Origin of the sequence: Kribbella caucasensis (genome assembly GCF_004361855.1) — a bacterium.
Lineage (GTDB): Bacteria > Actinomycetota > Actinomycetes > Propionibacteriales > Kribbellaceae > Kribbella > Kribbella caucasensis.
Genome location: NZ_SNWQ01000020.1, coordinates 72,754 through 93,509 on the forward strand (window position 1 = coordinate 72,754; position 20,756 = coordinate 93,509).

At 68.8% G+C, this 20,756-nt stretch carries 18 protein-coding genes; 5 read left to right on the forward strand and 13 right to left on the reverse strand.

Annotation, left to right across the window (positions count from 1 at the left end; all coding sequences use genetic code 11):
- Positions 1 to 2 precede the first annotated feature (2 nt).
- Complete coding sequence (locus tag EV643_RS32970) at positions 3 to 995, reverse strand: LCP family protein (protein WP_133804102.1); 993 nt, start codon at positions 993 to 995, stop codon at positions 3 to 5.
- 311 nt (positions 996 to 1,306) lie between these two features.
- On the opposite strand from EV643_RS32970, the gene EV643_RS32975 reads away from it, so the two are divergent.
- Entirely contained in the window at positions 1,307 to 1,600 is a 294-nt protein-coding gene (locus EV643_RS32975) for an HU family DNA-binding protein (RefSeq protein WP_133804103.1), read from the forward strand.
- Positions 1,601 to 1,685: 85 nt separating this feature from the next.
- On the opposite strand, the gene EV643_RS32980 is transcribed toward EV643_RS32975, so the two are convergent.
- Positions 1,686 to 2,777, reverse strand: a complete 1,092-nt coding sequence (locus EV643_RS32980) for an SMP-30/gluconolactonase/LRE family protein (protein ID WP_133804104.1) — start codon at positions 2,775 to 2,777, stop codon at positions 1,686 to 1,688.
- Positions 2,778 to 2,962: 185 nt separating this feature from the next.
- On the opposite strand from EV643_RS32980, the gene EV643_RS32985 reads away from it, so the two are divergent.
- Entirely contained in the window at positions 2,963 to 4,918 is a 1,956-nt protein-coding gene (locus EV643_RS32985; RefSeq protein ID WP_133804105.1) for a M13 family metallopeptidase, read from the forward strand.
- A 57-nt stretch (positions 4,919 to 4,975) separates the two neighbouring features.
- On the opposite strand, the gene EV643_RS32990 is transcribed toward EV643_RS32985, so the two are convergent.
- The 9 genes from EV643_RS32990 to EV643_RS33030 form a co-directional block, all read right to left on the reverse strand.
- On the reverse strand, positions 4,976 to 6,496 hold the full coding sequence (locus tag EV643_RS32990; RefSeq protein ID WP_133804106.1) for an aminopeptidase P family protein: 1,521 nt from the start codon (positions 6,494 to 6,496) through the stop codon (positions 4,976 to 4,978).
- A gap of 37 nt (positions 6,497 to 6,533) precedes the next feature.
- Entirely contained in the window at positions 6,534 to 6,956 is a 423-nt protein-coding gene (panD, locus tag EV643_RS32995) for an aspartate 1-decarboxylase (RefSeq protein ID WP_133804107.1), read from the reverse strand.
- 125 nt (positions 6,957 to 7,081) lie between these two features.
- Positions 7,082 to 9,280: an MMPL family transporter gene (locus EV643_RS33000; protein WP_133804108.1), complete on the reverse strand. Its 2,199-nt coding sequence runs from the start codon at positions 9,278 to 9,280 to the stop codon at positions 7,082 to 7,084.
- Positions 9,281 to 9,361: 81 nt separating this feature from the next.
- A complete protein-coding gene (locus EV643_RS33005; RefSeq protein ID WP_133804109.1) occupies positions 9,362 to 10,063 on the reverse strand; it encodes a response regulator transcription factor in 702 nt (233 codons plus the stop codon).
- Complete coding sequence (locus EV643_RS33010; RefSeq protein ID WP_133804110.1) at positions 9,966 to 11,342, reverse strand: sensor histidine kinase; 1,377 nt, start codon at positions 11,340 to 11,342, stop codon at positions 9,966 to 9,968. Before EV643_RS33010 ends, EV643_RS33005 begins: the two co-directional genes overlap by 98 nt.
- An 87-nt stretch (positions 11,343 to 11,429) precedes the next feature.
- Positions 11,430 to 12,863, reverse strand: coding sequence for an FGGY family carbohydrate kinase (locus tag EV643_RS33015; RefSeq protein WP_133804111.1), 1,434 nt, complete (start codon positions 12,861 to 12,863; stop codon positions 11,430 to 11,432).
- Positions 12,850 to 14,247, reverse strand: coding sequence for an alpha,alpha-trehalose-phosphate synthase (UDP-forming) (locus EV643_RS33020; protein WP_133804112.1), 1,398 nt, complete (start codon positions 14,245 to 14,247; stop codon positions 12,850 to 12,852). Before EV643_RS33020 ends, EV643_RS33015 begins: the two co-directional genes overlap by 14 nt.
- A 6-nt stretch (positions 14,248 to 14,253) precedes the next feature.
- Positions 14,254 to 15,252 (reverse strand): Gfo/Idh/MocA family protein, encoded by a 999-nt coding sequence (locus tag EV643_RS33025; protein WP_133804113.1) that lies wholly within the window; start codon positions 15,250 to 15,252, stop codon positions 14,254 to 14,256.
- Positions 15,243 to 16,679 (reverse strand): amidase, encoded by a 1,437-nt coding sequence (locus tag EV643_RS33030; RefSeq protein WP_133804114.1) that lies wholly within the window; start codon positions 16,677 to 16,679, stop codon positions 15,243 to 15,245. The genes EV643_RS33025 and EV643_RS33030 overlap by 10 nt, the downstream gene beginning before the upstream one ends.
- Positions 16,680 to 16,878: 199 nt before the next feature.
- Between EV643_RS33030 and EV643_RS33035 the strand changes: the two genes are divergently transcribed.
- Genes EV643_RS33035 through otsB form a run of 3 tightly spaced genes read left to right on the forward strand, consistent with a single transcriptional unit; the run spans position 16,879 to position 18,605 of the window.
- Positions 16,879 to 17,190 (forward strand): DUF3263 domain-containing protein, encoded by a 312-nt coding sequence (locus EV643_RS33035; RefSeq protein ID WP_133804115.1) that lies wholly within the window; start codon positions 16,879 to 16,881, stop codon positions 17,188 to 17,190.
- 3 nt (positions 17,191 to 17,193) lie between these two features.
- Positions 17,194 to 17,772 carry a LytR C-terminal domain-containing protein gene (locus tag EV643_RS33040; protein ID WP_133804116.1) on the forward strand — a complete coding sequence of 193 codons (579 nt, stop codon included), beginning with the start codon at positions 17,194 to 17,196 and terminating at the stop codon, positions 17,770 to 17,772.
- Positions 17,769 to 18,605 carry a trehalose-phosphatase gene (gene otsB / locus EV643_RS33045; protein ID WP_133804117.1) on the forward strand — a complete coding sequence of 279 codons (837 nt, stop codon included), beginning with the start codon at positions 17,769 to 17,771 and terminating at the stop codon, positions 18,603 to 18,605. Before EV643_RS33040 ends, otsB begins: the two co-directional genes overlap by 4 nt.
- 162 nt (positions 18,606 to 18,767) lie before the next feature.
- Here the strand turns inward: otsB and EV643_RS33050 are convergent, their stop codons facing one another.
- Together EV643_RS33050 and EV643_RS33055 are read right to left on the reverse strand one after the other, a co-directional pair.
- On the reverse strand, positions 18,768 to 19,883 hold the full coding sequence (locus EV643_RS33050; RefSeq protein WP_133804118.1) for a hypothetical protein: 1,116 nt from the start codon (positions 19,881 to 19,883) through the stop codon (positions 18,768 to 18,770).
- Positions 19,880 to 20,401 carry an RNA polymerase sigma factor gene (locus EV643_RS33055; RefSeq protein WP_133804119.1) on the reverse strand — a complete coding sequence of 174 codons (522 nt, stop codon included), beginning with the start codon at positions 20,399 to 20,401 and terminating at the stop codon, positions 19,880 to 19,882. Before EV643_RS33055 ends, EV643_RS33050 begins: the two co-directional genes overlap by 4 nt.
- Between the last annotated feature and the right edge of the window lie 355 nt (positions 20,402 to 20,756).

A 20,756-nucleotide genomic window follows, 5' to 3' on the forward strand; every position in this document is an offset into this window, starting at 1 on the left:
GGTCAGCTGCTCTTCAGGCCGGTGGTCTTGTCCTGCTTCAACGCCTGGAAGAGCGCCTTGGCCTTGGTCCGGTCCCACTGCACCGTGTTGCCGCTGCTCGCGATCGGCACGGTCATGGTGATCCCGTCACCACCGCCCGCGACCGACCTCATGCCCTGCGCGAACCGGTACAGCTCGACCGGGCTCATTTCCTTGTCGATGGACAACGCGCCGGCGCTCGCGGTGCTGAGGCGGAAGTACCGGATCGGGTTGAAGAACGTGGCCGGCGAGATCGCCTTGTCCGCGACCGCGCCGATCATCTCGCGTTGCCGCTTGACCCGGCCGAGGTCGCCCTCTTTGTCGGCGTACCGGTACCGGACGTAGCCGAGCGCCTTCGGGCCGTCGAGCTCCTGGCATCCGGCCGGCAGGTTGATGTGCGCCTTCTGGTCCTTGATCGCCTTGGGCGGACACATCTCGATGCCGCCGAGGCTGTCGATGATCGAGGAGAAACCGCCGAACCCGATCTCGACGTAGTGGTCGACGCGCAGACCGGTCGCGCCCTCGACCGTCTTGATCAGCAGCGGGGCGCCGCCCCAGGAGTAAGCAGCGTTGATCCTGCTCCGGCCGTGGCCGGGAACCGGTACGTAGCTGTCCCGCGGCAGGCTGATCAGCACGGTCGGCCCGGATTCCGGGACGTGCATCAGCATGATGGTGTCGGTCCGCTTGCCTTCGACGGAACCCGTGCCGAGCTTCTTCTTCTCCTCGGCGCTGAGGCCCTCGCGGCTGTCGGAACCGACCATCAGGTACGTCGTGCCGGGGGTCTCCGCCGGGCGGTCGCCGGTGGGCATCGCGTCGACCTTCTCGATCTTGTTCCACGCGAACAGCGGGACGCAGATCAGCATCAGGACGAACAACAGGATGACCAGTCCGAGGATCCGGCCGAACCAGTTCCGCCGCTTCTTGCGAACGGGCGGCCGGCTGACGTAGCGCGGGTCGAGGGGCTGCGGTTGGCTCATGCCTCGACCGTATCGGGACGCGGTTGCACGCACCTCACCCCGTCGGAGGGTTTCCGGCCCCAGACTTTCAGACCCGGGCACCCGCCGGCCTCCGCCGAAAGAACGAAATCCACCCGACGACCGAACCAATCGCGCCGCCGACCGATCCAACGCGCCCGCCGACCGAACCAGATCCTCTCCCACCCATGACATTTGTCGTGGGTCGGATTGTGGGATCTTCTCGCTAACGACAATCATTTCGGTTAAGGTGTGTGGCGATCGACCGGGTGGCGTTTGGGGTGCCGCGCGGCGGAACGAGTCTGAGGAGAGCCGTGAATCGCAACGAGCTGGTCGCCGGTGTGGCGTCGAAGGCGGGCATTCCGCGGAACCAGGCCGAGAAGGTCCTCGACGCGCTGGGCGACGTCGTCACCGAGGCCGTGCACAAGGGTGACAAGGTGTCGCTGACCGGCCTGCTGAGTATCGAGCGGGTCATGCGCGCCCCGCGTACCGGCCGCAATCCCCAGACCGGCGAACCGCTGTCGATCCCGGCCGGCTACTCGGTCCGGCTGTCCTGCGGCAGCCGGCTGAAGGCCGCCGCCCGCGGTGATCTGCGGACCATCTCCTGAAGGCCCATCTCCTGAAAGCTCTGCCATAGAGAGACCGCTTGGCGCCCTCCGATCGTCCGGAGGGCGCCAACCGGTGTTTCAGGGGTCAGCGGTGAACCGCTGTCACCCAGTACTCCGTCTCGGGGGTGGGCGTGGTGCCGAAGCGGGCGTTCGGGAGGTAGATGCGGTCGTCGAAGAACGCCGCTGTGGTTGGGATGTCGAAGTCGGTGCTGGTGATCTCGCGGATCAGTGCCCCACTGGTGCCTGACTCGTTCAGGTCGAGGACTGCGATCTTGTTCAGCCGGTTCTGGACGACGTACATGGTGTCGTTCGAGCGGAGCAGGCCGTCGCCGTTGGTCATCACCGCGCCGCCGAGGTCGATCTTGCTGGTCACGCCGGTGCGCGGGTCGACCTTGAACAGCGTGCCGGTCCCGGACTGGACGATGATCAGCGCCCGGCGGTCCGGTGTGAGCGCGATGCCGTTGGCGTTGTTGACCAGCGGGTCGTGTACGTAGTCGCCGGTCAGCGGAACCGTCTGCACCGCCGACGCCGCGGGGAGTTCGCCGTCGCGGCCGAGCGGGACCTTGTACAGCACGGGCTGCCGCGAGTCGGTGAACCAGGCGGCGTCCTTGCTCAGGATCACGTCGTTGACGAAGGTCGGCGTTGCGGTGGTGAACGTGTACGACGCCAGGACGTCGCCGGTACGGGTGTCGATCACCCGGCCGTTGCCATTGCCCGCGCCGGCCACGAACAGCCGGCCCTTGGCGTCCACCTTCATCCCGAGGGACGCCGTACCGGGGCCTGGGCTGAGGACGCGGCCGGTGCCGGTGCGCAGGTCGGCCACCCAGATGCGGCCGTCCACCCGGGAGCCGAAGTACGCCTTGGAGCCGGCGATGGCGATGCCCTCGGGCTGGAAATTGAGCGGTAGGTCGAAGTGCTTGGGGAAGCTGGCGGACTGCCCGGCCGGGGCGGCGGCGAGGGCGGTTGCGGTGTTGGTCGTTTGGCCGAACCTGATCCGGCCGCAATGCTCGTCGTCGACGCTGTCTCTCGCGGGAGCGCCGACGGCTGCAGCAGCAGCCGCGTCAGCGGGTGCCGCTGTGGTGGCCGAGGCGGTGCTGAGAGTGGTGAGAAGTAGGGCGGAAAGACCGACGGTCGCAGTGAGGGTACGGCCAAGCTGTGTGGACAGCGGGCGTGACATGAGCGGTTCCTCCTGGTCGGTGACCTTGAGTCGGCTCGATGCCCCCGGAGTAGCCGACACGCGGCTGATTTTGCCTTCAACCGTAGAACAACGAACGACCGTGCTGAATGGTTCAACTGCAACGCCAGCTCTCACCAGGTACTGTCGCGGCAAGCGTTGTCGCAGAGCGAGGGAGCAAGGGATCGATGACGGCAGGTATCGACGTTTCGGGGCTGTCCAGCACGGTTCGGGCGCAGGACGATCTGTACCGGTACGCCAACGGACCGTGGCTGGAGCAGCACGAGATCCCGGCGGACAAGGCGATCTACGGCGCCTTCCACGCCCTCTGGGACACCGCTGAGCAGACCGTCCGGACGATCGTGGAGAAGACCGCCGCCGCCGAGCACCCGGAGGGATCCGAGGCGCGCAAGATCGGCGACCTCTACACCAGCTTCATGGACGAGGAGACGATCGAGCGGCTCGGCGCCGGCCCGATCGCGGATGAGCTCGCACTCGTCGCCGGAGTACAGGACCAGGCCGGGTTCGTCGCGGCCCTCGGGCAGCTGGAGTTGCAGGGCGTCGGCGGAGTTTTCCACTACTGGGTGGACGCGGACGCGAAGAAGTCCGACGAGTACGTCGTGTACGTGACGCAGGGCGGGCTCAGTCTCCCGGACGAGTCGTACTACCGCGAGGACACGTTCGCGGAGATCCGGGCGGCGTTCGTCGAGCACGTCGCGCGGATGCTGGAGCTCGCCGGAATCGCGGATCCGGCCGGTGCGGCTGAGCGGATCCTCGCGCTCGAGACCCGGCTCGCCGCGAACCACTGGGACCGGGTGAAGGACCGTGACGTCACCCAGACGTACAACAAGCTGGATCGGGCCGCGCTGGGCGAGTTGACTCCCGGGCTCGACTGGTCCGTGTGGCTGAGCAACGCCGGTGTGCCGGAGAGCGCGTTCGAGCAGCTGGTGGTGCGGGAGCCCGACTTCCTCACCGCGGCTGCCGCGGCGTTGCAGGAGGTTGAGCTGGATCACTGGAAGGAGTGGCTCAGCTGGCGTGTCGTGCACAACGCGGCCCCGCTGCTGAGCAGCGCCTTCGTGACGGAGAACTTCGACTTCTTCGGTCGCAAGCTGACCGGCGCCCCCGAGCTGCGCGAGCGGTGGAAGCGCGGCCTCGGTGCGGTCGAGTCGGCGCTCGGCGAGGCCGTCGGCCAGCTGTACGTCGCGGAGTATTTCCCGCCGGTCGCGAAGGCCCGGATGGTCGAGCTGGTCGGCAACCTGGTCGAGGCGTACCGGCAGCGGATCGAGGCGCTCGACTGGATGAGTCCGGAGACGCGGCAGCGGGCGCTGGACAAGCTCGGCCTGTTCACGCCGAAGATCGGCTACCCGGACAAGTGGAAGGACTACAGCAAGCTCGAGGTCCGGGCCGACGACCTGGTCGGCAACGTCCGGCGGTCCGTCGCGGTCGAGACCGAGCGTGACCTGGACAAGCTCGGTCAGCCGGTCGACCGGGACGAGTGGAAGATGACGCCGCAGACGGTCAACGCGTACTACAACCCGCGGATGAACGAGATCGTCTTCCCGGCCGGGATCCTGCAGCCGCCGTTCTTCGACCTGGACGCCGACGACTCGGTGAACTACGGCGCGATCGGTGCGGTGATCGGGCACGAGATCGGGCACGGATTCGACGACCAGGGCTCGAAGTACGACGGCGACGGGAACCTGAGCGAGTGGTGGACCGATGCGGACCGGGCGGCGTTCGAGGAGCGCGCGAACAAGCTGGTCGAGCAGTACAACGTGCTCGAGCCGGCCGAGGCCCCGGGGCACCAGGTGAACGGCGCGCTCACGCTCGGGGAGAACATCGGGGATCTCGGCGGCCTGTCGATCGCGCACACGGCGTACGAGATCTCCCTCGGCGGTGCGGAGCCGCCGGTGATCGACGGGCTGACCGGCTGGCAGCGGTTCTTCCTGTCCTGGGCCGGCGCGTGGTCGACCAAGACTCGTGAGGCCGAGGTGATCCGCCGGCTGGCGCTGGATCCACACTCGCCGCCGGAGTTCCGCTGCAACGCGGTGGTGCGCAACATCGACGCGTTCCACCGGGCGTTCGAGGTGTCGGAGTCCGACAAGATGTGGCTGGCCGAGGAGTCCCGCGTTCGCATCTGGTGACGACTGTTCGGGGCGCGACCTCACCCGGTACTGCGGGGAGGTCGCGCCCCGATGCTGTCAGCCTTGCGGTGATGCCATCCAGTCCTGGATCGCGTCGATCTCTCGCGGCATGGCGCCGGAGAGGTTCTCGGTGCCGTCGTCGGTGATCAGGATGTCGTCCTCGATCCGGATGCCGATGCCGCGAAGGTCCTCGGGGACGGTGAGGTCGTCGGCCTGGAAGTACAGGCCCGGCTCGACGGTCAGGACGTATCCGGTCTGCAGGTCGCCGCGGTAGGTGTCGTTGCGGGCGGCGGCGCAGTCGTGGACGTCGATGCCGAGCATGTGGCTGACGCCGTGCAGGGTGTAGCGCTGGTAGATCATGCTCTCCGGGTCGAGGGCCTCCTCGGCGGAGACGGGCAGCAGCTCCATCGCTTCCAGCCCGTGCACGATGACCTCCATCGCGGCCTTGTGACCGGACGCGAACGGGACACCTGGCTTGAGGGCGGCGATGCCCGCGTTCTGCGAGTCCAGGACCAGTTGGTAGAGCTCGCGCTGGCGCGGGGTGAACTCGCCGCTGACCGCGAGCGTGCGGGTGATGTCGGCCGTGTAGAGGTTGCGGTTCTCGACGCCCATGTCGAGCAGCATCAGCATGCCGTCGGTGGCCGGGCCGTCGTTCTCGATCCAGTGCAGCGTGGTGGCGTGGGAACCGGCCGCGGCGATCGAGGTGTATCCGACGTCGTTGCCTTCCGCGCGGGCCCGGCGCCAGAAGGTGCCCTCGATCCACCGCTCGCCGTACTTGCGGACCTGGTCGATCTCGGTCAGCACGTCCGAGAAGCCGCGGTGGGTGATCGCGCAGGCCTCGCGGAGCTGCTCGAGCTCGAACGCGTCCTTGACCAGCCGCAGCTCGGACAGCGAGGCGGCGAGTTCGTGGTCCCGGTCCTCGTCGGCCTTGACGCCGCTGAGCAGCGACGCGATCGAGTTGTCCTCGCCGCGCCGGACCCGGGTCGGCACGTCGCTCTTCAGCGCGTCCGCGAGCTTGTCGACGTGCCGGGTCTCGATCCCGAACTGCTTGGCCGTCTCGGTCAGCGACGGACGGCGGCCGGCCCACAGCTCGCCGTACATCCGGTCCCGCCAGAACTCCTCGCCCTCGCTCCGGTCGGCCCGCGGCCGGAAGTAGAGGACGGAATCGTGGCCGCTGCCGTTCGGCTCCAGTACGAGGACGGCGTCGGAGGTCTGGTCGCCGACCAGCCAGACGTAGTCGGTGTGCGGGCGGAACACGTAGTCGGTGTCGTTCGAGCGGACCTTGTAGGTGCCGGCCGGGATCACCAGCCGCTCGCCCGGGAACGCCTGGGAGAGCGCGTCGCGGCGTTTCGCGGCCCAGGCGCCGACATCGCTGAGCGTCACGTCCCGTCGCTCCGTGTCGGCCCAGCCCGAGTTCATGAACGCCCGCAACTTCGGGTTCGGCTCACTGTCGTGCTTGGCCGTCTTCGGCGCGGCGGTCTCACCGGCGGCACCGGGGTTCGCGTCGGCGGCGGTTTCGGAGGTCGCGGCGGCGACCTCAGTTGCGTCGGTGGCGGTGGTCTCGGTCGTGTCGGTCATCGTCGACCAGTCCTCATCTCGGCACGGGCTGTGTGGTTCAGCGCGGAGGGTGCAGTTGGTCGCCGCGGAGCAGGCCGCTGTCCGGCTGCGCCTCGGCGGGATCCGAGCCGATGCGGGTGATCGCATTGTGCTCGTCCACGAAGACTACGCTCGGTTCGAAGACCTTCGCTTCCACGTCATCGAACATCCCGTAGGCGATCAGGATGACCAGGTCGCCAGGGTGGATCAGGTGCGCCGCCGCGCCGTTGATGCCGACCACCCCGGAGCCACGCGGCCCCTCGATCAGGTACGTCGACAGCCGCTGTCCGTTGGTGATGTCGACGATGTCGACCTTCTCCCCGGGGATCAGGTTCGCGGCCTCCATCAGGCCGGCGTCGAGCGTGCACGACCCCACGTAATCCAGGTCGGCCTGGGTCACCGTCGCCCGATGCACCTTCGACTTCATCATCTCGCGCCACATGACTGTCGATGATCGCCCCTCCCGCCTGAAGTGTCAGTGGCGGCGGTCACCCGTACGACGGAAGAGCTGCCGGCGAGCCAGTCCGGCAGCTCTTCCGAAGTTCTACGAGACCCCGGTCACACGCATCAGTGGTGGGTCAGTTCGGGCTCGCGGGGTGCGGGGGTGGGTGGGAGGTGGCGGCGGAGGGACTCGCCTTCTACGTCGACGTTGGGGAGGAGCCGGTCGAGCCAGCGGGGGAGCCACCAGGCCGAGCGGCCGAGGAGGGCCATGACGGCTGGGACGATGGTCATCCGGACGACGAAGGCGTCGATGGCGACGGCGAAGGCGAGGCCGAAGCCGATCGAGCGGATCAGGGTCTCGCTGGACAGGATGAAGCCGGAGAAGACCGCGATCATGATGACGGCCGCTGCCGTGACGACTCGGGCGCCGTGGCCGAAGCCGTCCACCACCGCGGTGCGCGGCGGCGCCCCATGGACGTGCTCCTCGCGCATCCGGGTGACCAGGAAGACCTGGTAGTCCATCGCGAGCCCGAAGACCACACCGACCAGGAAGATCGGCAGCATGCTGACGATCGGGCCGGTCTCGCCCTCGATGCCGAACAGTCCGGCCAGCCAACCCCACTGGAACACCGCGACCAGCGCCCCGAACGTCGCTACGACCGTGAGCAGGAAGCCGAGCGTCGCCTTCAGCGGCACCAGGATCGAACGGAACACCAGCATCAGCAGCAGGAACGCGAGCCCGACCACCAAGGACAGGTAGGGGATCAGCGCGTCGCCGAGCTTGTCGGACATGTCGATGTTGAACGCGGTCGAACCGGTGACCGCGATCTCGGCACCACCCGACTCCGGTAGCGAGCGGATCGCCTTGACGAGGTCTGCGGTCTCGGTCGTACTCGGACCACTCGATGGGATCACGGTCAGCAACGCGGTGTCCCCGGCCGGGTTGAACGTCGGCGGCGTCACCAACGCTACGTCGGGCAGTGCTCGTACCGCGGTCGCTGTCGCGCCGGCCGCGGCCTGCGGATCCGCGGCGGCGGCAGCGTCGACGACCAGCATCAGCGGACCATTGAACCCTGGACCGAAGCCTTCGGAGAGCAACTCATAGGCGTTGCGCTGGGTCGACCCCGGTGCGGCGCTGCTGTCATCGGGCAACCCGAGCTCGAGGTCGGCCGCCGGAATCGCCAGCGCTCCCAGCCCGATCACGGACACGAGCAGTACGGCGACCGGCCGGCGCGTGACGAGGCGACCCCACCGGCGACCAAGGGACGGGCGACCACCCGATGCCTCGGGATCGCCCCCACGCAGACCCGGGATTCGGCCGCCGAGAACCCGGCGCCCAGCCATCCCCAGCAACGCGGGCAGCAGGGTGAGCGCGATCGCGACGGCGAGGACCACGGTGAATGCGGCGGCCAAGCCCATCTGGGTGAGGAACGGGATATCGACCACGAACAAGCCGGCCAGGGCGATCACGACGGTCAGGCCGGCGAAGACCACCGCGGATCCGGCCGTGCCGACCGCGCGGCCGACCGCCTCCTCAGGCTCCAGACCGCTGCTCAACTCGTGCCGGTAGCGCGACATGATGAACAACGCGTAGTCGATCGACACCGCCAGCCCGATCATCAGCGCCAGGATCGGCGTCCCGGAGCCGATTTCGATGAACCCGGTCGCGGCCGAGATCGCGGTCACCCCGATGCCGACACCGATGATTGCTGAGAGCAACGGTAGGCCGGCGGCGACGAGTGAGCCGAACGTGATCAGCAGGACGACGGCGGCCACCCCGATGCCGATCACCTCGGTCAGGCTCTGCTCTTCCTGCACCTGCATGGCGTCCCCGCCGTACTCGACTGTGAGTCCGGCCGCGCGGGTGGGCTCGACCGCGGCCGCCACTGCCTCCTGCGCTTCCGGAGTCACCTCCTGCGCAGAGACGTCGTACGTCACCTGGGCGTAGCCGATACGGCCGTCAGGGGAGATCGCCTTGGCGGTGAAGGGATCCACGACCCTGGCCACCTGAGGGGCGTCGGTGATCCGGCCAAGGGTCTGCTGCACCTGGGCCGTATTCGCGGCGTCGGTGAGCTTCTGGCCCGGTGGCGCCTCGAAGACGATCCGGGCGGTCCCCGCATCGGCGTCGGCCTGCGGGAACCGCTCGTCGAGCAGGTCGACCGCGCGCTGCGATTCGGTGCCCGGGATCGAGAAGCCGTTGGACGTGGGGCCGGACAGGGTGGCGGACCCGGCGATGCCCGCGGCCAGGAGACCCAGCCACACAAGCACGACGAGCCGGCGTCGGCGGAACGCGAACCGGCCGAGCCGGTAGAGGAAGGTAGCCATACCGACGATCGTTCCGGTCGGGCTCTGTAGTCCGCGTCGGCCAGGTGTGGGCTTCTCGGCGTACTGCGGATGCCGTAGCCGCTACTGCGTTTGCGGTACGTCGGCCGGCGGAAGCGTCGTCCCGGGACGGACCAGGCCGGTCTGATACGCGACCACGACCAGCTGGGCGCGATCACGGCAGCCGAGTTTCACCATCGCCCGGTTGACGTGGGTCTTCGCGGTCGAGGGCGAGAGCACCAGCCGTACCGCGATCTGGTCGTTGGACAGTCCGAGCGCGACCAGGCTGACGATCTCCCGCTCCCGGTCGGTGAGGACGTCGAGCACCGACGGGCCGAGGTCCTGGCCGACCTGCGGCTCGGTGAGGAAGCGGTTCATCAGGCCTCGGACCGCCTTCGGCGAGAGCAAGGCGTCGCCCCGCGCGACCACCCGGATCGCGTTGATCAGCTCGGCCGGCTCGACACTCTTGCCGAGGAAACCGCTGGCTCCGGCCCGGATCGCTTCGAAGACGTACTCGTCCACCTCGAACGTGGTCAGGATCAGCACCTTCACACCGGCCAGTGCCTCGTCCGCGGTGACCATCCTGGTCGCCGCGAGACCGTCGACCTCCGGCATCCGGATGTCCATCAGGATCACGTCGGCCAGCTCGCTCCGGGCCAGCTCGACCGCCTCCCGGCCGTTCGACGCTTCAGCCACAACCTCGAGATCGGGGGCTGAGCTCACCAGCACCCGGAACCCGCTGCGGATCAGCGTCTGGTCGTCGGCCAGCAGCACCCGGATCGTCACCTACGACTCCAGTCTCGAGAGGAAGAACAGCGTGGACGCCGAACCCGCCACCTGGCTCCGGCCCGGTCGCCAGCTTGCCGCCGACCGCGGTCACCCGCTCGCGCATCCCCAGCAGACCGTGGCCGGCGCCGGGCTGGGTGAGCCCGGCTGGGTTGAGCGCGCCTGGGGTACGCGCGGACATGGTGCTGGACGCGACCGCAGTCCGGCCGTTGTCCCGCTGGCCAGAGCCGAGCAGCACGCTGGGGCTGGGGGCGTACGTGGTGGGGCCCGTGTCGGTGATGTCGACGGCCAGTGAGCCTGGGCGGCGGGCGAGGCGGATCCTGACCGCCGCGCCCGGAGCGTGTTTGAGGACGTTCGTCAGCGACTCCTGGACGATGCGGTACGCCGTCAGCTCGGTCACCTCGGGCAGCCGGCCGATCGAGTCCGGCGTCTCCCAGTCGACCTCGACCCCGGCGGCTGCGAACGACTCGATCAAGGCACCCAACTCCTGCAGCGACGGCGCCGGGGCGGTCGGCATCGAGGTGCCCGGGCGGCGCAGTACGCCCAGCAGAACGGTGAGCTCCTGCAGCACGGTCCGCCCGCCGGACCGGACCAGGGCGAGGGCACGCTCGGCCTCCTCCGGCTGGCTGCGCAGCACGTGTGCGGCGACGCCGGACTGAACGTTCATCAGCGCGATGTGGTGCGCGATCACGTCGTGCAGCTCGTGCGCGATCCGCAGTCGCTCCTCGATCACCCGGCGCTGGGCCTCTTCGTCGCGGGACTGCTCCGCGCGTAGGGCCCGCTCCTCCAGCTCTGCCATGAACGCGCGCCGATATCGCACCGCCTCACCGAGCGCGCCCGCGAAGAGGACCAGAAAGGCGATCCCCAGGTTGTCGAGGAAGTTCGCGTCGACGAACAGGACCTCCGCGGTCAGCACCGTCACCGCCACCGCGCCCACCGCGATCGACCGGGTCCGCCGGTCCTTCCGCACCACGACGGTGTAGACCGCGCAGGCCATGAACAGGATGATCGGGCTCTTGCCCTGCTCGGCGATCGCGAACACGGTCGCGACCGCTGTGGTGACTGCGAGCACGACCAGGGGCGCGCGCCGCCGGAACGTGAGCGCGACGGCGCCCACGACGGACAGCAGCACCACCGTCTGGTTCAGCTCGATCCGCTCACCGACGTGCCGGCCGCCGGGCACCAACAGGTTGAGCGCCAGCAGGAACAACGCGAGGGCATGGTCGAGCGCCAGCGGATGCCACTTGAACTCGCGGCAGAACCTCAGGAGCGCGCCCATTCCCTCACAGTACGTGTCCGCGGCCGGAACCGCGTCGCCCTCCAGCCGTATCCCCGCCGTACCGCAAACGCAGTACGGCCCGCGGCATCAGCCCAGTTCCTTCGAAGCTTTGACGGCGAGTTCGCGGAGTGCGGAATAGCGCGGCCGCAGCGCAGCGACCCGGTTGACCTCCGCGTCGACGGGCCTCAGGTGCTCGCCACCCGGGTCCGGCGACAGGCCGAGCGCCACGGCGGCGGCCCCGCGGGCGCCTACCTCGGCCTCGGCGCAGACCGTCGTCGGCCGGGCGAAGGTCGCGGTCAGACACCGCCGCCACCAGGCCGACGCGTCGATCCCACCACCACCGAGCACGACCGACAGTTGCCGCCCGAACAACCCGTCCAGCATCCGCAGCCCACGGTCGACCTCTAGCGAAGCTCCCTGCAACGACGCGGCCAGTAGGTCTGCCCCGGTGTCGTCGAAGGACAACCCGAAGTACAGCCCCGAACCACTCGGCACGGTCTCCGGCGGCCGGGTCCCCGCCTGGAACGGTACGGCGATCACCCGCGACGACCCGATCTCCACGCCCGTCGGCTCCTGGTGCTCCTTGTCCAGTTGCAGGACGCCGGTCAGCCACGCATGCAGGTTCCCCGCAGCGGAGAAGGCCATCCCGGTCACCGCGCGCTTGTCGTCAACGCGATACCGCCACAACTCCCACGGCAACTCGGGCGCGTTGTCGATCGGATGAACCACCCGAACGGCGGCCGAGGTGCCCACGGTCACGGCCGCGGTCGTCTCGTCGTACCCGCCGGTCCCGACGTTCGACGCGGCGCCGTCGCCCGTCGGCGGATGCACCGGTACGCCGACCAGTCCGGGCCAGCGGCGTTCGAACTCCGACGACAACGACCCGGTCCAGCCGGTCGGGACGATCGACGGCAGCCGGTCGGGTTTGACCCCGGCGATCTCCAGGGCCTCTTCGTCGTACACACCCCGGGCGAGGTCGAGGGTGCCGGTCCCGGACGCGATCGACACCGACGTCACCCGTGCCCCGGTCAACCGCTCCAGGACGAGATCCGGCAACCCCGCAAAGGAATCAGCCTGTACTTCGGACATCAGCCACGGGATCCGCCGGGTCCAGTACAACCGGTGCAACCACGCTCCGGTACGCGCGTGGAACGCGTGCTCGTCGAAGTCGGCACCCAGTTTCGGCTCGACCGATCGCGTGTCCACCCACGGGATCACCGGTGTCAGCGGCCGGTCACGGTTGTCCAGGGCAACGATCGAGTGCCACTGCGAAGACATCACGATGTCGGTGATGCCCTCCAGATGCCCGCCGGCCTGCAGTTCGTCCAGGCAGCCGAGCAGACCTTCTACGTAGTCGTGCAGGTCCAGCGTCGCCTCACCCGCGGCGCCGTACCGGGCACTGACCTTGTGCCGGGCGAGTGCTCCGGGGATCGGGGAGGCGTCGGCGGCGGACAGGACCAGCGCGCGGGCGGACGACGTACCGAGATCGAGAGCGAGTAAGCGGCCGTCAGTCCTCGGCATGCAGGGCCTTCAGGAAGGAGGCGGCCCACACGTTCACGTCGTGCGCGGCCAGGTGCTTGCGCATCGCCTTCATCCGGCGGCCGAGCTGGCGACCGTCGGAGTTCATCGCGTCGACGATGGTGTCCTTCATCCCGTTGATGTCGTGCGGGTTCACCAGGAACGCCTGGCGGAACTCGTCCGCCGCACCGGCGAACTCACTCAGCACCAGCGACCCTGTGTCGTCGTACCGGCAGGCGACGTACTCCTTCGCGACCAGGTTCATCCCGTCCCGCAACGGCGTCACCACGGCGACGTCGGCGGCCCGGAACAGCGCGGCCATCTCGGTGCGGGAGTAGGACGTGTGCAGGTAGTTGATCGCGGGCGTGCCGATCCGGCCGTGCTCACCGTTGATCCGGCCGACCAGCAACTCGATCTCGTCCCGCAGCATCCGGTACTGCTCGACGCGTTCCCTCGACGGCGTTGCGACCTGGACGAAGACGGCGTCGTCGACCGAGATCCGGCCTTCGTCGAGCAGTTCGCCGAAGGCACGCAGCCGTTGCCGGATGCCCTTGGTGTAGTCGAGCCGGTCGACACCGAGCAGCACGTGGGAGGGGTTCCCGACTTCGCGGCGGATCTCCCGGGCCCGCTCCTCGGTCTCCGGCTGCTTGGCCAGCTGTTCGAGCTCGCCGACGTCGATCGAGATCGGGAACGCCTTGGCCCGGACGATCCGGTCGTCCGGCAGCAGGATCCGGTCGCCGCGGGTGCGCAGGCCCATCCGGTTGCGGGCCAGCCGGGCGAAGTTCGACGCGGCGCCGGGCCGCTGGAAGCCGACCAGGTCCGCGCCCATCAGCCCGTCCAGGATCTGCCGCCGCCACGGCATCTGCGCGAACAGCTCAGTCGGCGGGAACGGGATGTGCAGGAAGAAGCCGATCCGGACGTCGGGACGCAGCCGGCGCAGCATCGCCGGGACGAGCTGCAACTGGTAGTCGTGCACCCAGACCACGGCGTTGTCGTCGGCGGCGTCCGCGGCGGCCTCGGCGAACCGCCGGTTCACCGCGACGTACGCCTCCCACCACTCGCGATGGAACTCCGGCGGCACGATCACGTCGTGGTACAGCGGCCAGAGCGTCGCGTTGGAGAAGCCCTCGTAGTACAGCTCGACGTCCTCGGCCGACAGGGTGACCGGGACCAGGTGCATGCCGTCCTCGTCGAACGGGTCGACCTTCTCGTCCTTGCCGCCGGTCCAGCCGATCCAGGCGCCGTGCTGCCGCTTCATCACCGGGGCCAGCGCCGTGACCAGACCTCCTGGGCTGCGCCGCCACGCCGTAGTCCCGTCGGGCATCTCGATCCGGTCGACCGGCAATCGGTTGGCCACTACCACGAAGGAACTGCGTCCGTTCGGCATTTGCTGTTATCCACCCAGATCTTCGTCGTCGCCGGGGTACCTGACCCCGATCTGTCTACGCGTCTCGTCGAGCAGCTCGAGGATCTCGATGGTCGCGGCGTGCGGCAGCGCCGGGCACTCCACCAGCCCGTCACGCAGCGCCCGCATCACCTCGGCCGCCTCATAGTGGTACCCAAGGCCATGCGTCGGGACCTCGATCCGTTCCGTCCCGGCGCCCGTACTGCGGACGTAGTGGTCCGGATGGTGGAATCGGTGCGGCAGCAACAGATGCCCGTCCGGACCACTGACCGAAGCCGTCCACGGGTTCTGCGACCGCAGTCCGCAGGTCATCGCGGCGATCGCCCCCGAGTCGTACCGCCAGGCCATCGCGACGTTCAGGTCGATGCCGTCGGAGTTCAGCGAGCCGACTGCCTTGACCTCGTCGGGCCGGCCGAGCGCCATGTGCACGAACGTCATCGGGTAGATCCCGCCGTCCATCAGCGAGCCGCCGCCCAGCGCCGGGTCGAGCAGCCGGGCCGGCAGTTCCGGTTTGTAGAAGCCGAAGTCGGCCAGCGCCTCCATCGGCTCGCCGATCACGCCCTTCGCGAGATCGGCGAACATCGCCTGGACCACCGGATTCGTCCGCATCCACATCGCCTCGGCGAACAAGGTGTTGTTCGCGTGCGCGACGTCGACCAGATCCCTGGCCTGCTTGGCCGTCAGGGTGACCGGCTTCTCACACAGCACCGCGATCCCGGCCTGCAGCGCGGCCCGGGCGATGCCATAGTGCTGTGGATGTGGGGTGCCAACGTAGATCACGTCGACCGTGCCGGACTCGATCAGCCTGCTGTAGTCGTCGTACCGGTGCTCGATCCCGAAGGTGTCACCGAACCGGTTCGCATTCTCGAGCGAGCGGGACGCGACCGCGGTCACCTGGGCGTCCTCGAGCAGCGCGAGGTCCTTGGTGAACGACGTGGAGATGTTGCCAGTGGCAACGATGCCCCAGTTGACGCGGTCTATACCCACTGTCTGAACTCCGGTCGGGGGAATGGGCCGTGCGCCTTGATTCTCGCTGTTTCGAAGGCGTGGGCCAAGCGAATGAGCGTGGCATCACTTCGTCCGGTGCCGTGGAAGCTGATCCCGACCGGCAGTCCGGCCACCGTCCCGGACGGCACCGAGAGCAGCGGATAGCCCGCCAGCGCGGCATGTGAGGACGAACTGCCGAGCACGTGGTCGCCGTTGACCAGGTCGATCGCCCAGGCCGGCGAGTACGACGGCGTGACCAGGGCGTCCAGCTGATTGTCCCTCAGCAGGTTGTCGATGCCGTCACGGCCAGCGCGCAGCGCCGACAATCTCGCGGCGACGTAGACCGGCGATTGCAGCCCCTCGGTCGCCTCGGCCCGCTCGAACAACTCTTGGCCGAACCATTGCAACTCTTTGTCGGCGTGGGCTTTGTTGAATGCGATCAGATCCGCGAGGTTGCGCGGCCCGCCGTCCACGCGAGTCGCCAGGTACGCCGCCAGGTCGACCTTCAGCTCGTACGACAACACGTTCAACTGATCCTCGTCGCCACCTGGAGACGGGAGATTCAGGTGATCGACCAGGGTCGCCCCGCACTGCGACAGCAACTGCAGTGCTTCCTCGCTGACCTGGTCCAATCCGGTCGAGTAGCCCCACAACGGCCCACGCGGTACGCCGATCCGTACGCCGGTCAGGTCGTCGCCACTGCAGTGTTCCTCGTACCGCGTCCCGCCGCCGGTCAGGATCGTCAGCAGAGCGGCGGCCTGGCTCACGGTCCGGGTCATCGGTCCCGCGGTGTCCTGGGAGTGCGAGATCGGCACGATCCCCTTCTGCGGGACCAGGCCGACCGTGGGCTTCAGGCCGACGACGCCGTTCAGGGCGGCCGGGCAGACGATCGAGCCGTTGGTCTCGGTCCCGATCGCCAGGTCCGCGAACCCGGCGGCGACGGCCGCGCCCGATCCGCTGGACGAACCACCCGCGGACCGGTTCAGGGCGTATGGGTTCCGCGTCAGCCCGCCGTACGCGCTCCAGCCGGACGACGACGAGGAGCCGCGGAAGTTGGCCCACTCGCTCAGGTTGGTCTTGCCCAGGACGACGCAGCCGGCCTCGCGTAACCGGCGTACCAGTGGCGCGTCGTCCGGCGGGGGCGGCTGGTCGGCCAACGCCAGCGAGCCGGCCGTGGTCGGCAGGCCGGCGGTGTCGACGTTGTCCTTCACCAGCACCGGTACGCCGTGCAGCGGGCCGCGGACACGACCGTCGTCACGCTCCGTGTCCAAGCGGGCGGCATCGGTCAGCGCATCGGGGTTCGGCGTGCAGACGGCAGCGATCAGTGGGTCCAGCTCGGTGATCCTGGCCTGCAGCTCTTCGACCGTTGCGAGGGCGGTTCGAGAGCCCGGCGACACGTCACCGGAGCCCTGTCGACTTGAGCTCACGGCTTTGATCCTGCCAGAGTTGACTGTCCCCGGCGGCCCGTATCGTGGCGCCGGACATGTCGCATCGCGGCACGTCGCCGGCGCTCCGCGGTGACTGTCCGACACGGGACACTTGCCTGCGCGGTGAATGACATCGCTGTTGTTCAACACGTACAGTGGAGCGCGGACGGATCACCGACCGCACAGGAGTCACCAGCAGATGGACAGCGCTAACGCCAGTTCCACCGGCCCCGCCGCCGAGGCAGCCCAGCCGGTCGTCGGCGGGTTGTCCGAGCGGGACGCCGCCATCCTCGGCTTCGAGCGGCACTGGTGGAAGTACGCCGGTGCCAAGGAGCAGGCGATCCGGGACCAGTTCCAGATGTCCGCCACCCGCTACTACCAGGTGCTGAACGCGCTGATCGACCGGCCGGACGCGCTCGCGCACGACCCGCTGCTGGTCAAGCGCCTGCGCCGGCTGCGCGCGGCCCGGCAACGCGCCCGCTCAGCCCGCCGACTGGGTATCGAGGTCTGAATCTTGAACCGCCCGACGGACGAACGGGGCCAGATCCTGTCGTCCCTCGTCGCCGTGCTCGCCGTCGTCGCGATCGTCGGCGGGCTGCTGGTGCTGTTCGGGACCAGGGCCAAGGACAGCGGCGCGGCTGAGCCGTCCGCACAGTCGTCGACGCCGAAGCCGACACCCCGGCCGGCCTCGATTCCCGGCTCCGCTCCGACCTCGGTCTCGACGCCCACCGAGACGCCAACGACAGCACCGACGACCACCTCGGGGCCGACCGAAGCGCGGACTTCGGTTCCGACACCGAGCGTCACGCTTCCACCGACGGAGCGGCCGGCCGCGGAGATCTACAACAACACGGACCGCAAGGGCCTCGCCCAGGACGTCGCGAACCGGGCCCGGCAGGCCGGCTGGACCGTGCGCGGCGCGGACAATTGGCACGGCAAGATCGTCGCCAGCACGGTGTACTACCCGGCCGGTATGCAGGCCGAGGCCGCCCAGCTCGCTCAGGATCTCGGCGTCAACCGGATCAAGGAGGCGCTGTCCAACATGAAGAAGGACCGGCTCACGGTCATCCTCACCTCGGACTACGCCGGATGAGCACTCCAGTACTGCTGACCGAGGCCGGCCGGCTCGGCTGGGAGGCGATCGTCCGGGATCCGGGCACCGCGGTGATCGCCTCGGACTTCGATGGCGTGCTGTCCCCACTGGTCGAGGATCCGGCGATGTCGCGGTCGGCTCCAGGTGTCCTGGACGCTCTCGCCCGCCTCGCCCAGACCGTGAACCAGGTCGCGATCGTCACCGGCCGGCCCGCACTGGTCGCGACCGAGTTGTCCGGCGTGACGGGTCACCCGGGGCTCGGGCGGCTCGTCGTACTGGGTCACTACGGGTTGGAGCGGTGGGAGGCCGCGACCGGTGCCGTGACGAGCGAGCCGGTGCCCAGTGGAGTGGCGGAGGCGCGGGACAGGTTGCCGGGCGTGCTGCAGGCCGCCGGAGTACCGGACGCGTTCGTGGAGGACAAGGAGAGCTCCGTGGCGGTGCACACCCGTCGACTGCCCGATCCGCTGGGCGCGCTGGAGGCTCTGCGGACGCCGCTGACCGAGCTGGCCGAGTCGGTCGAGCTGCGGTTGGAGCCGGGCAACCTGGTGTTCGAGCTGCGACCGCCCGGGATCGACAAGGGGGTCGCCATGCGCCGCCTGGTCGGGTCCACCGGTGCCCGGTCCGTGCTGTATGGCGGGGACGACCTCGGGGATCTCGCTGCCTTCCGGGCGTTGCAGGAGCTCCGCAGCGAGGGCCTGTACGCCGTACTGCTGGCGACGCGTTCGTCCGGAGCGACCGAGCTGTTGGATGCGGCCGACATCGTCGTCGACGACCCCGCCGGCGTGGTCACGGTGTTGACCGCCCTCGCCGACGCGATCGCCGTCGGAAGCTAAGTGCCCCGCGTCGGATGTCCTTCGGCGCTTGCGGCGCCCAGGCACGCACCTCGCCGCGTTGGAGAAGCATCCACGATGAACACCGCATCGAGGACGCTTCTCCGCCTTGCGATGCACGCACCTGGACACCGCAATCACTCGAACGACATCCGACGCGGGGCACTAGAACCTCCGGGGTGGTTCGTCGCCGGTGGTGCGGTGGACCGTGACCAGCGTGTCGCCGTCCAGCTGGGAGACCGGGACGACGGTGTAGAGGGTGCGCCCGCCTGGGAAGGTGAAGCGCTGAGCCGGTCCGGTCGCGCCGTCCGAGGCGCTTCTGACGCTGAGGCTCTCGACCGTCTTGTCGTCGGTCAGGTAGCTGAGCACCGTGCCGAAGAACGGTGCGCTGCCGGCGAAGATGTACGTCTCGTCGGCACCGGTCGGCTGCACCAGGTTGCCTCCGCTGATCATGTCCTCCGGCAGGGCATCAGGCTGGTACGACTCGTCGTCGGCGGGCACGCTCGCGAACTGGTACCCGCCCTTGGTCTCGAACGCGTAGAGCGTCGCGTGGCGGAGCATCCCGGCCGGGTCGTAATACGTGCGGTCGTCGATCAGGAGCGGTTTGCCGATGATCGGGGTCGCCTTGACCTGCGCCGAGCGCGGATCGAACGGCAGCTGCGCCGCTGTGTGTGCGCCCAGCGCGACCGGATCCGGGGATGGCCGACCACCGGGACCGGAGCACACCGTGCGCTTGCCGACCAGCCAACCGGTCGTGGTTCGGGTGAGTTCTGTCCGGGAGATGCGGCGTCCGGTTGCGTCGCCGTAGTCGAGTACGCCGGTCGCCCCGCTCAGGGTGTAGCGGTAGCGGGGCACCCCGTAGGCGATGGCTTCCGGTGGCGCCTTGGCGGGATCGAGTACGGCGCGAATCGGTTTGAACGTCATCGAGTCCTTGCCCGGCTGGATGACGGTTCGATCCGGGCAGACCCAGTCGCCGATCGGTCCCGGTCGCGTTACTGGCTCGCGGCCAATCTTGGTGATCTTGGTAGTGGGTGGAGGTGTGGTGCTGCTGACGGGCGGCTCGTCGGGGTCGGTGAGGAAGGCGCCGGCGGCAACGAGCACGGTCGCGACCGAAGCGGCAGCCAGGTACGGCGTCAACCGTCGGCGCCACGGTCGAACAGACGGATTGACGACTGTTTTGCCTACCGTGCGCTGCTGTACGTCGTCCCACATCCGGTCGACGTCGACTCGGACCGCCGCGGCCTCGCGTTCGAGCTCCTGGGTCAGACGGTTCTCGTTCATCGATGGTCCTCGAGTTCGTGTGCGAGCCGGGCCATACCGCGGCTGATGAGTGACTTGACGGTGCCGACCCGCACTTGCATGGCGGTGGCGATCTCGGCGAGCGGCAGGTCGAGCCAGTACCGCAGTACCAGCGCCTCCCGTTGCCGGGGTGCGAGCTCCGCGAGGGCCCGCATCAACCCGACGACCGACTCGTTGCGCTCGGCCTGTTCGTTTGCGGGAGCCGCCGCGACCGGATGCAGCGTTCTGCGGGCAGCGACGACTGAGCGCCGCTGTCGCGAACGCACCTCGTTGACGACCATCCGGTTGAGATACGCGATCAGATTGCCCACCTGATCGTGCCGGACGACGTAGAACTTGCAGAACGCCTCTTGGACGACGTCCTCCGGATCGTCGGCCCCGAGCAGATGCGCCAGCCGGACCAGCCGATCGGCGTGCGCGCGGAACAGCCCTTCGAAGGGTGGATCTCCCGATGCCGCGCCGTCACCGATCTCCACCAGTTCTCCCATCATCGTCCCCATACCTGAAGGACGATCCCGCCCCCAAAAGGTTGAGTCAGCCCCGCCGGAAGCCCTGCTGCCGCGCCCGGCCCCCGCACCCGACCCCGATGTCCTAATGTCTCAATTCTCAGGACACGGCTGCCCTTGTCCTGAGAATTGAGACATTGAGGTTTCTCATCCGCCCGCGGCCCACCTGGTGGTGGGGCAGGCGGGGTCGGCGGTGACCTTGTGCACGGCTCGGCCGTTTCTGGTGGCCGAATGCGCCCGGTGGGTGCACAAGGTCGGGTCGCGCCGACGAGGTGCGGGGTCCTCCAGCAGATCCACGCGTTCCGGTCCGAGTTGGCGACCCGTACCCCTGGATGCGGGAGCGGCTGGC

What these genes read in the sequence shown, in the direction of transcription:
- EV643_RS33010 (WP_133804110.1), bottom strand. Translation starts at nt 11,342, where the DNA reads ATGGGCGCGCTCCTGAGGTTCTGCCGCGAGTTCAAGTGGCATCCGCTG.
- EV643_RS33015 (WP_133804111.1), bottom strand. Translation starts at nt 12,863, where the DNA reads ATGCCGAGGACTGACGGCCGCTTACTCGCTCTCGATCTCGGTACGTCG.
- EV643_RS33000 (WP_133804108.1), bottom strand. Translation starts at nt 9,280, where the DNA reads ATGGCTACCTTCCTCTACCGGCTCGGCCGGTTCGCGTTCCGCCGACGC.
- EV643_RS32980 (WP_133804104.1), bottom strand. Translation starts at nt 2,777, where the DNA reads ATGTCACGCCCGCTGTCCACACAGCTTGGCCGTACCCTCACTGCGACC.
- panD (WP_133804107.1), bottom strand. Translation starts at nt 6,956, where the DNA reads ATGTGGCGCGAGATGATGAAGTCGAAGGTGCATCGGGCGACGGTGACC.
- EV643_RS32990 (WP_133804106.1), bottom strand. Translation starts at nt 6,496, where the DNA reads ATGACCGACACGACCGAGACCACCGCCACCGACGCAACTGAGGTCGCC.
- EV643_RS33020 (WP_133804112.1), bottom strand. Translation starts at nt 14,247, where the DNA reads ATGCCGAACGGACGCAGTTCCTTCGTGGTAGTGGCCAACCGATTGCCG.
- EV643_RS32985 (WP_133804105.1), top strand. Translation starts at nt 2,963, where the DNA reads ATGACGGCAGGTATCGACGTTTCGGGGCTGTCCAGCACGGTTCGGGCG.
- EV643_RS33055 (WP_133804119.1), bottom strand. Translation starts at nt 20,401, where the DNA reads ATGGGGACGATGATGGGAGAACTGGTGGAGATCGGTGACGGCGCGGCA.
- EV643_RS33035 (WP_133804115.1), top strand. Translation starts at nt 16,879, where the DNA reads ATGGACAGCGCTAACGCCAGTTCCACCGGCCCCGCCGCCGAGGCAGCC.
- EV643_RS33050 (WP_133804118.1), bottom strand. Translation starts at nt 19,883, where the DNA reads ATGAACGAGAACCGTCTGACCCAGGAGCTCGAACGCGAGGCCGCGGCG.
- EV643_RS32970 (WP_133804102.1), bottom strand. Translation starts at nt 995, where the DNA reads ATGAGCCAACCGCAGCCCCTCGACCCGCGCTACGTCAGCCGGCCGCCC.
- otsB (WP_133804117.1), top strand. Translation starts at nt 17,769, where the DNA reads ATGAGCACTCCAGTACTGCTGACCGAGGCCGGCCGGCTCGGCTGGGAG.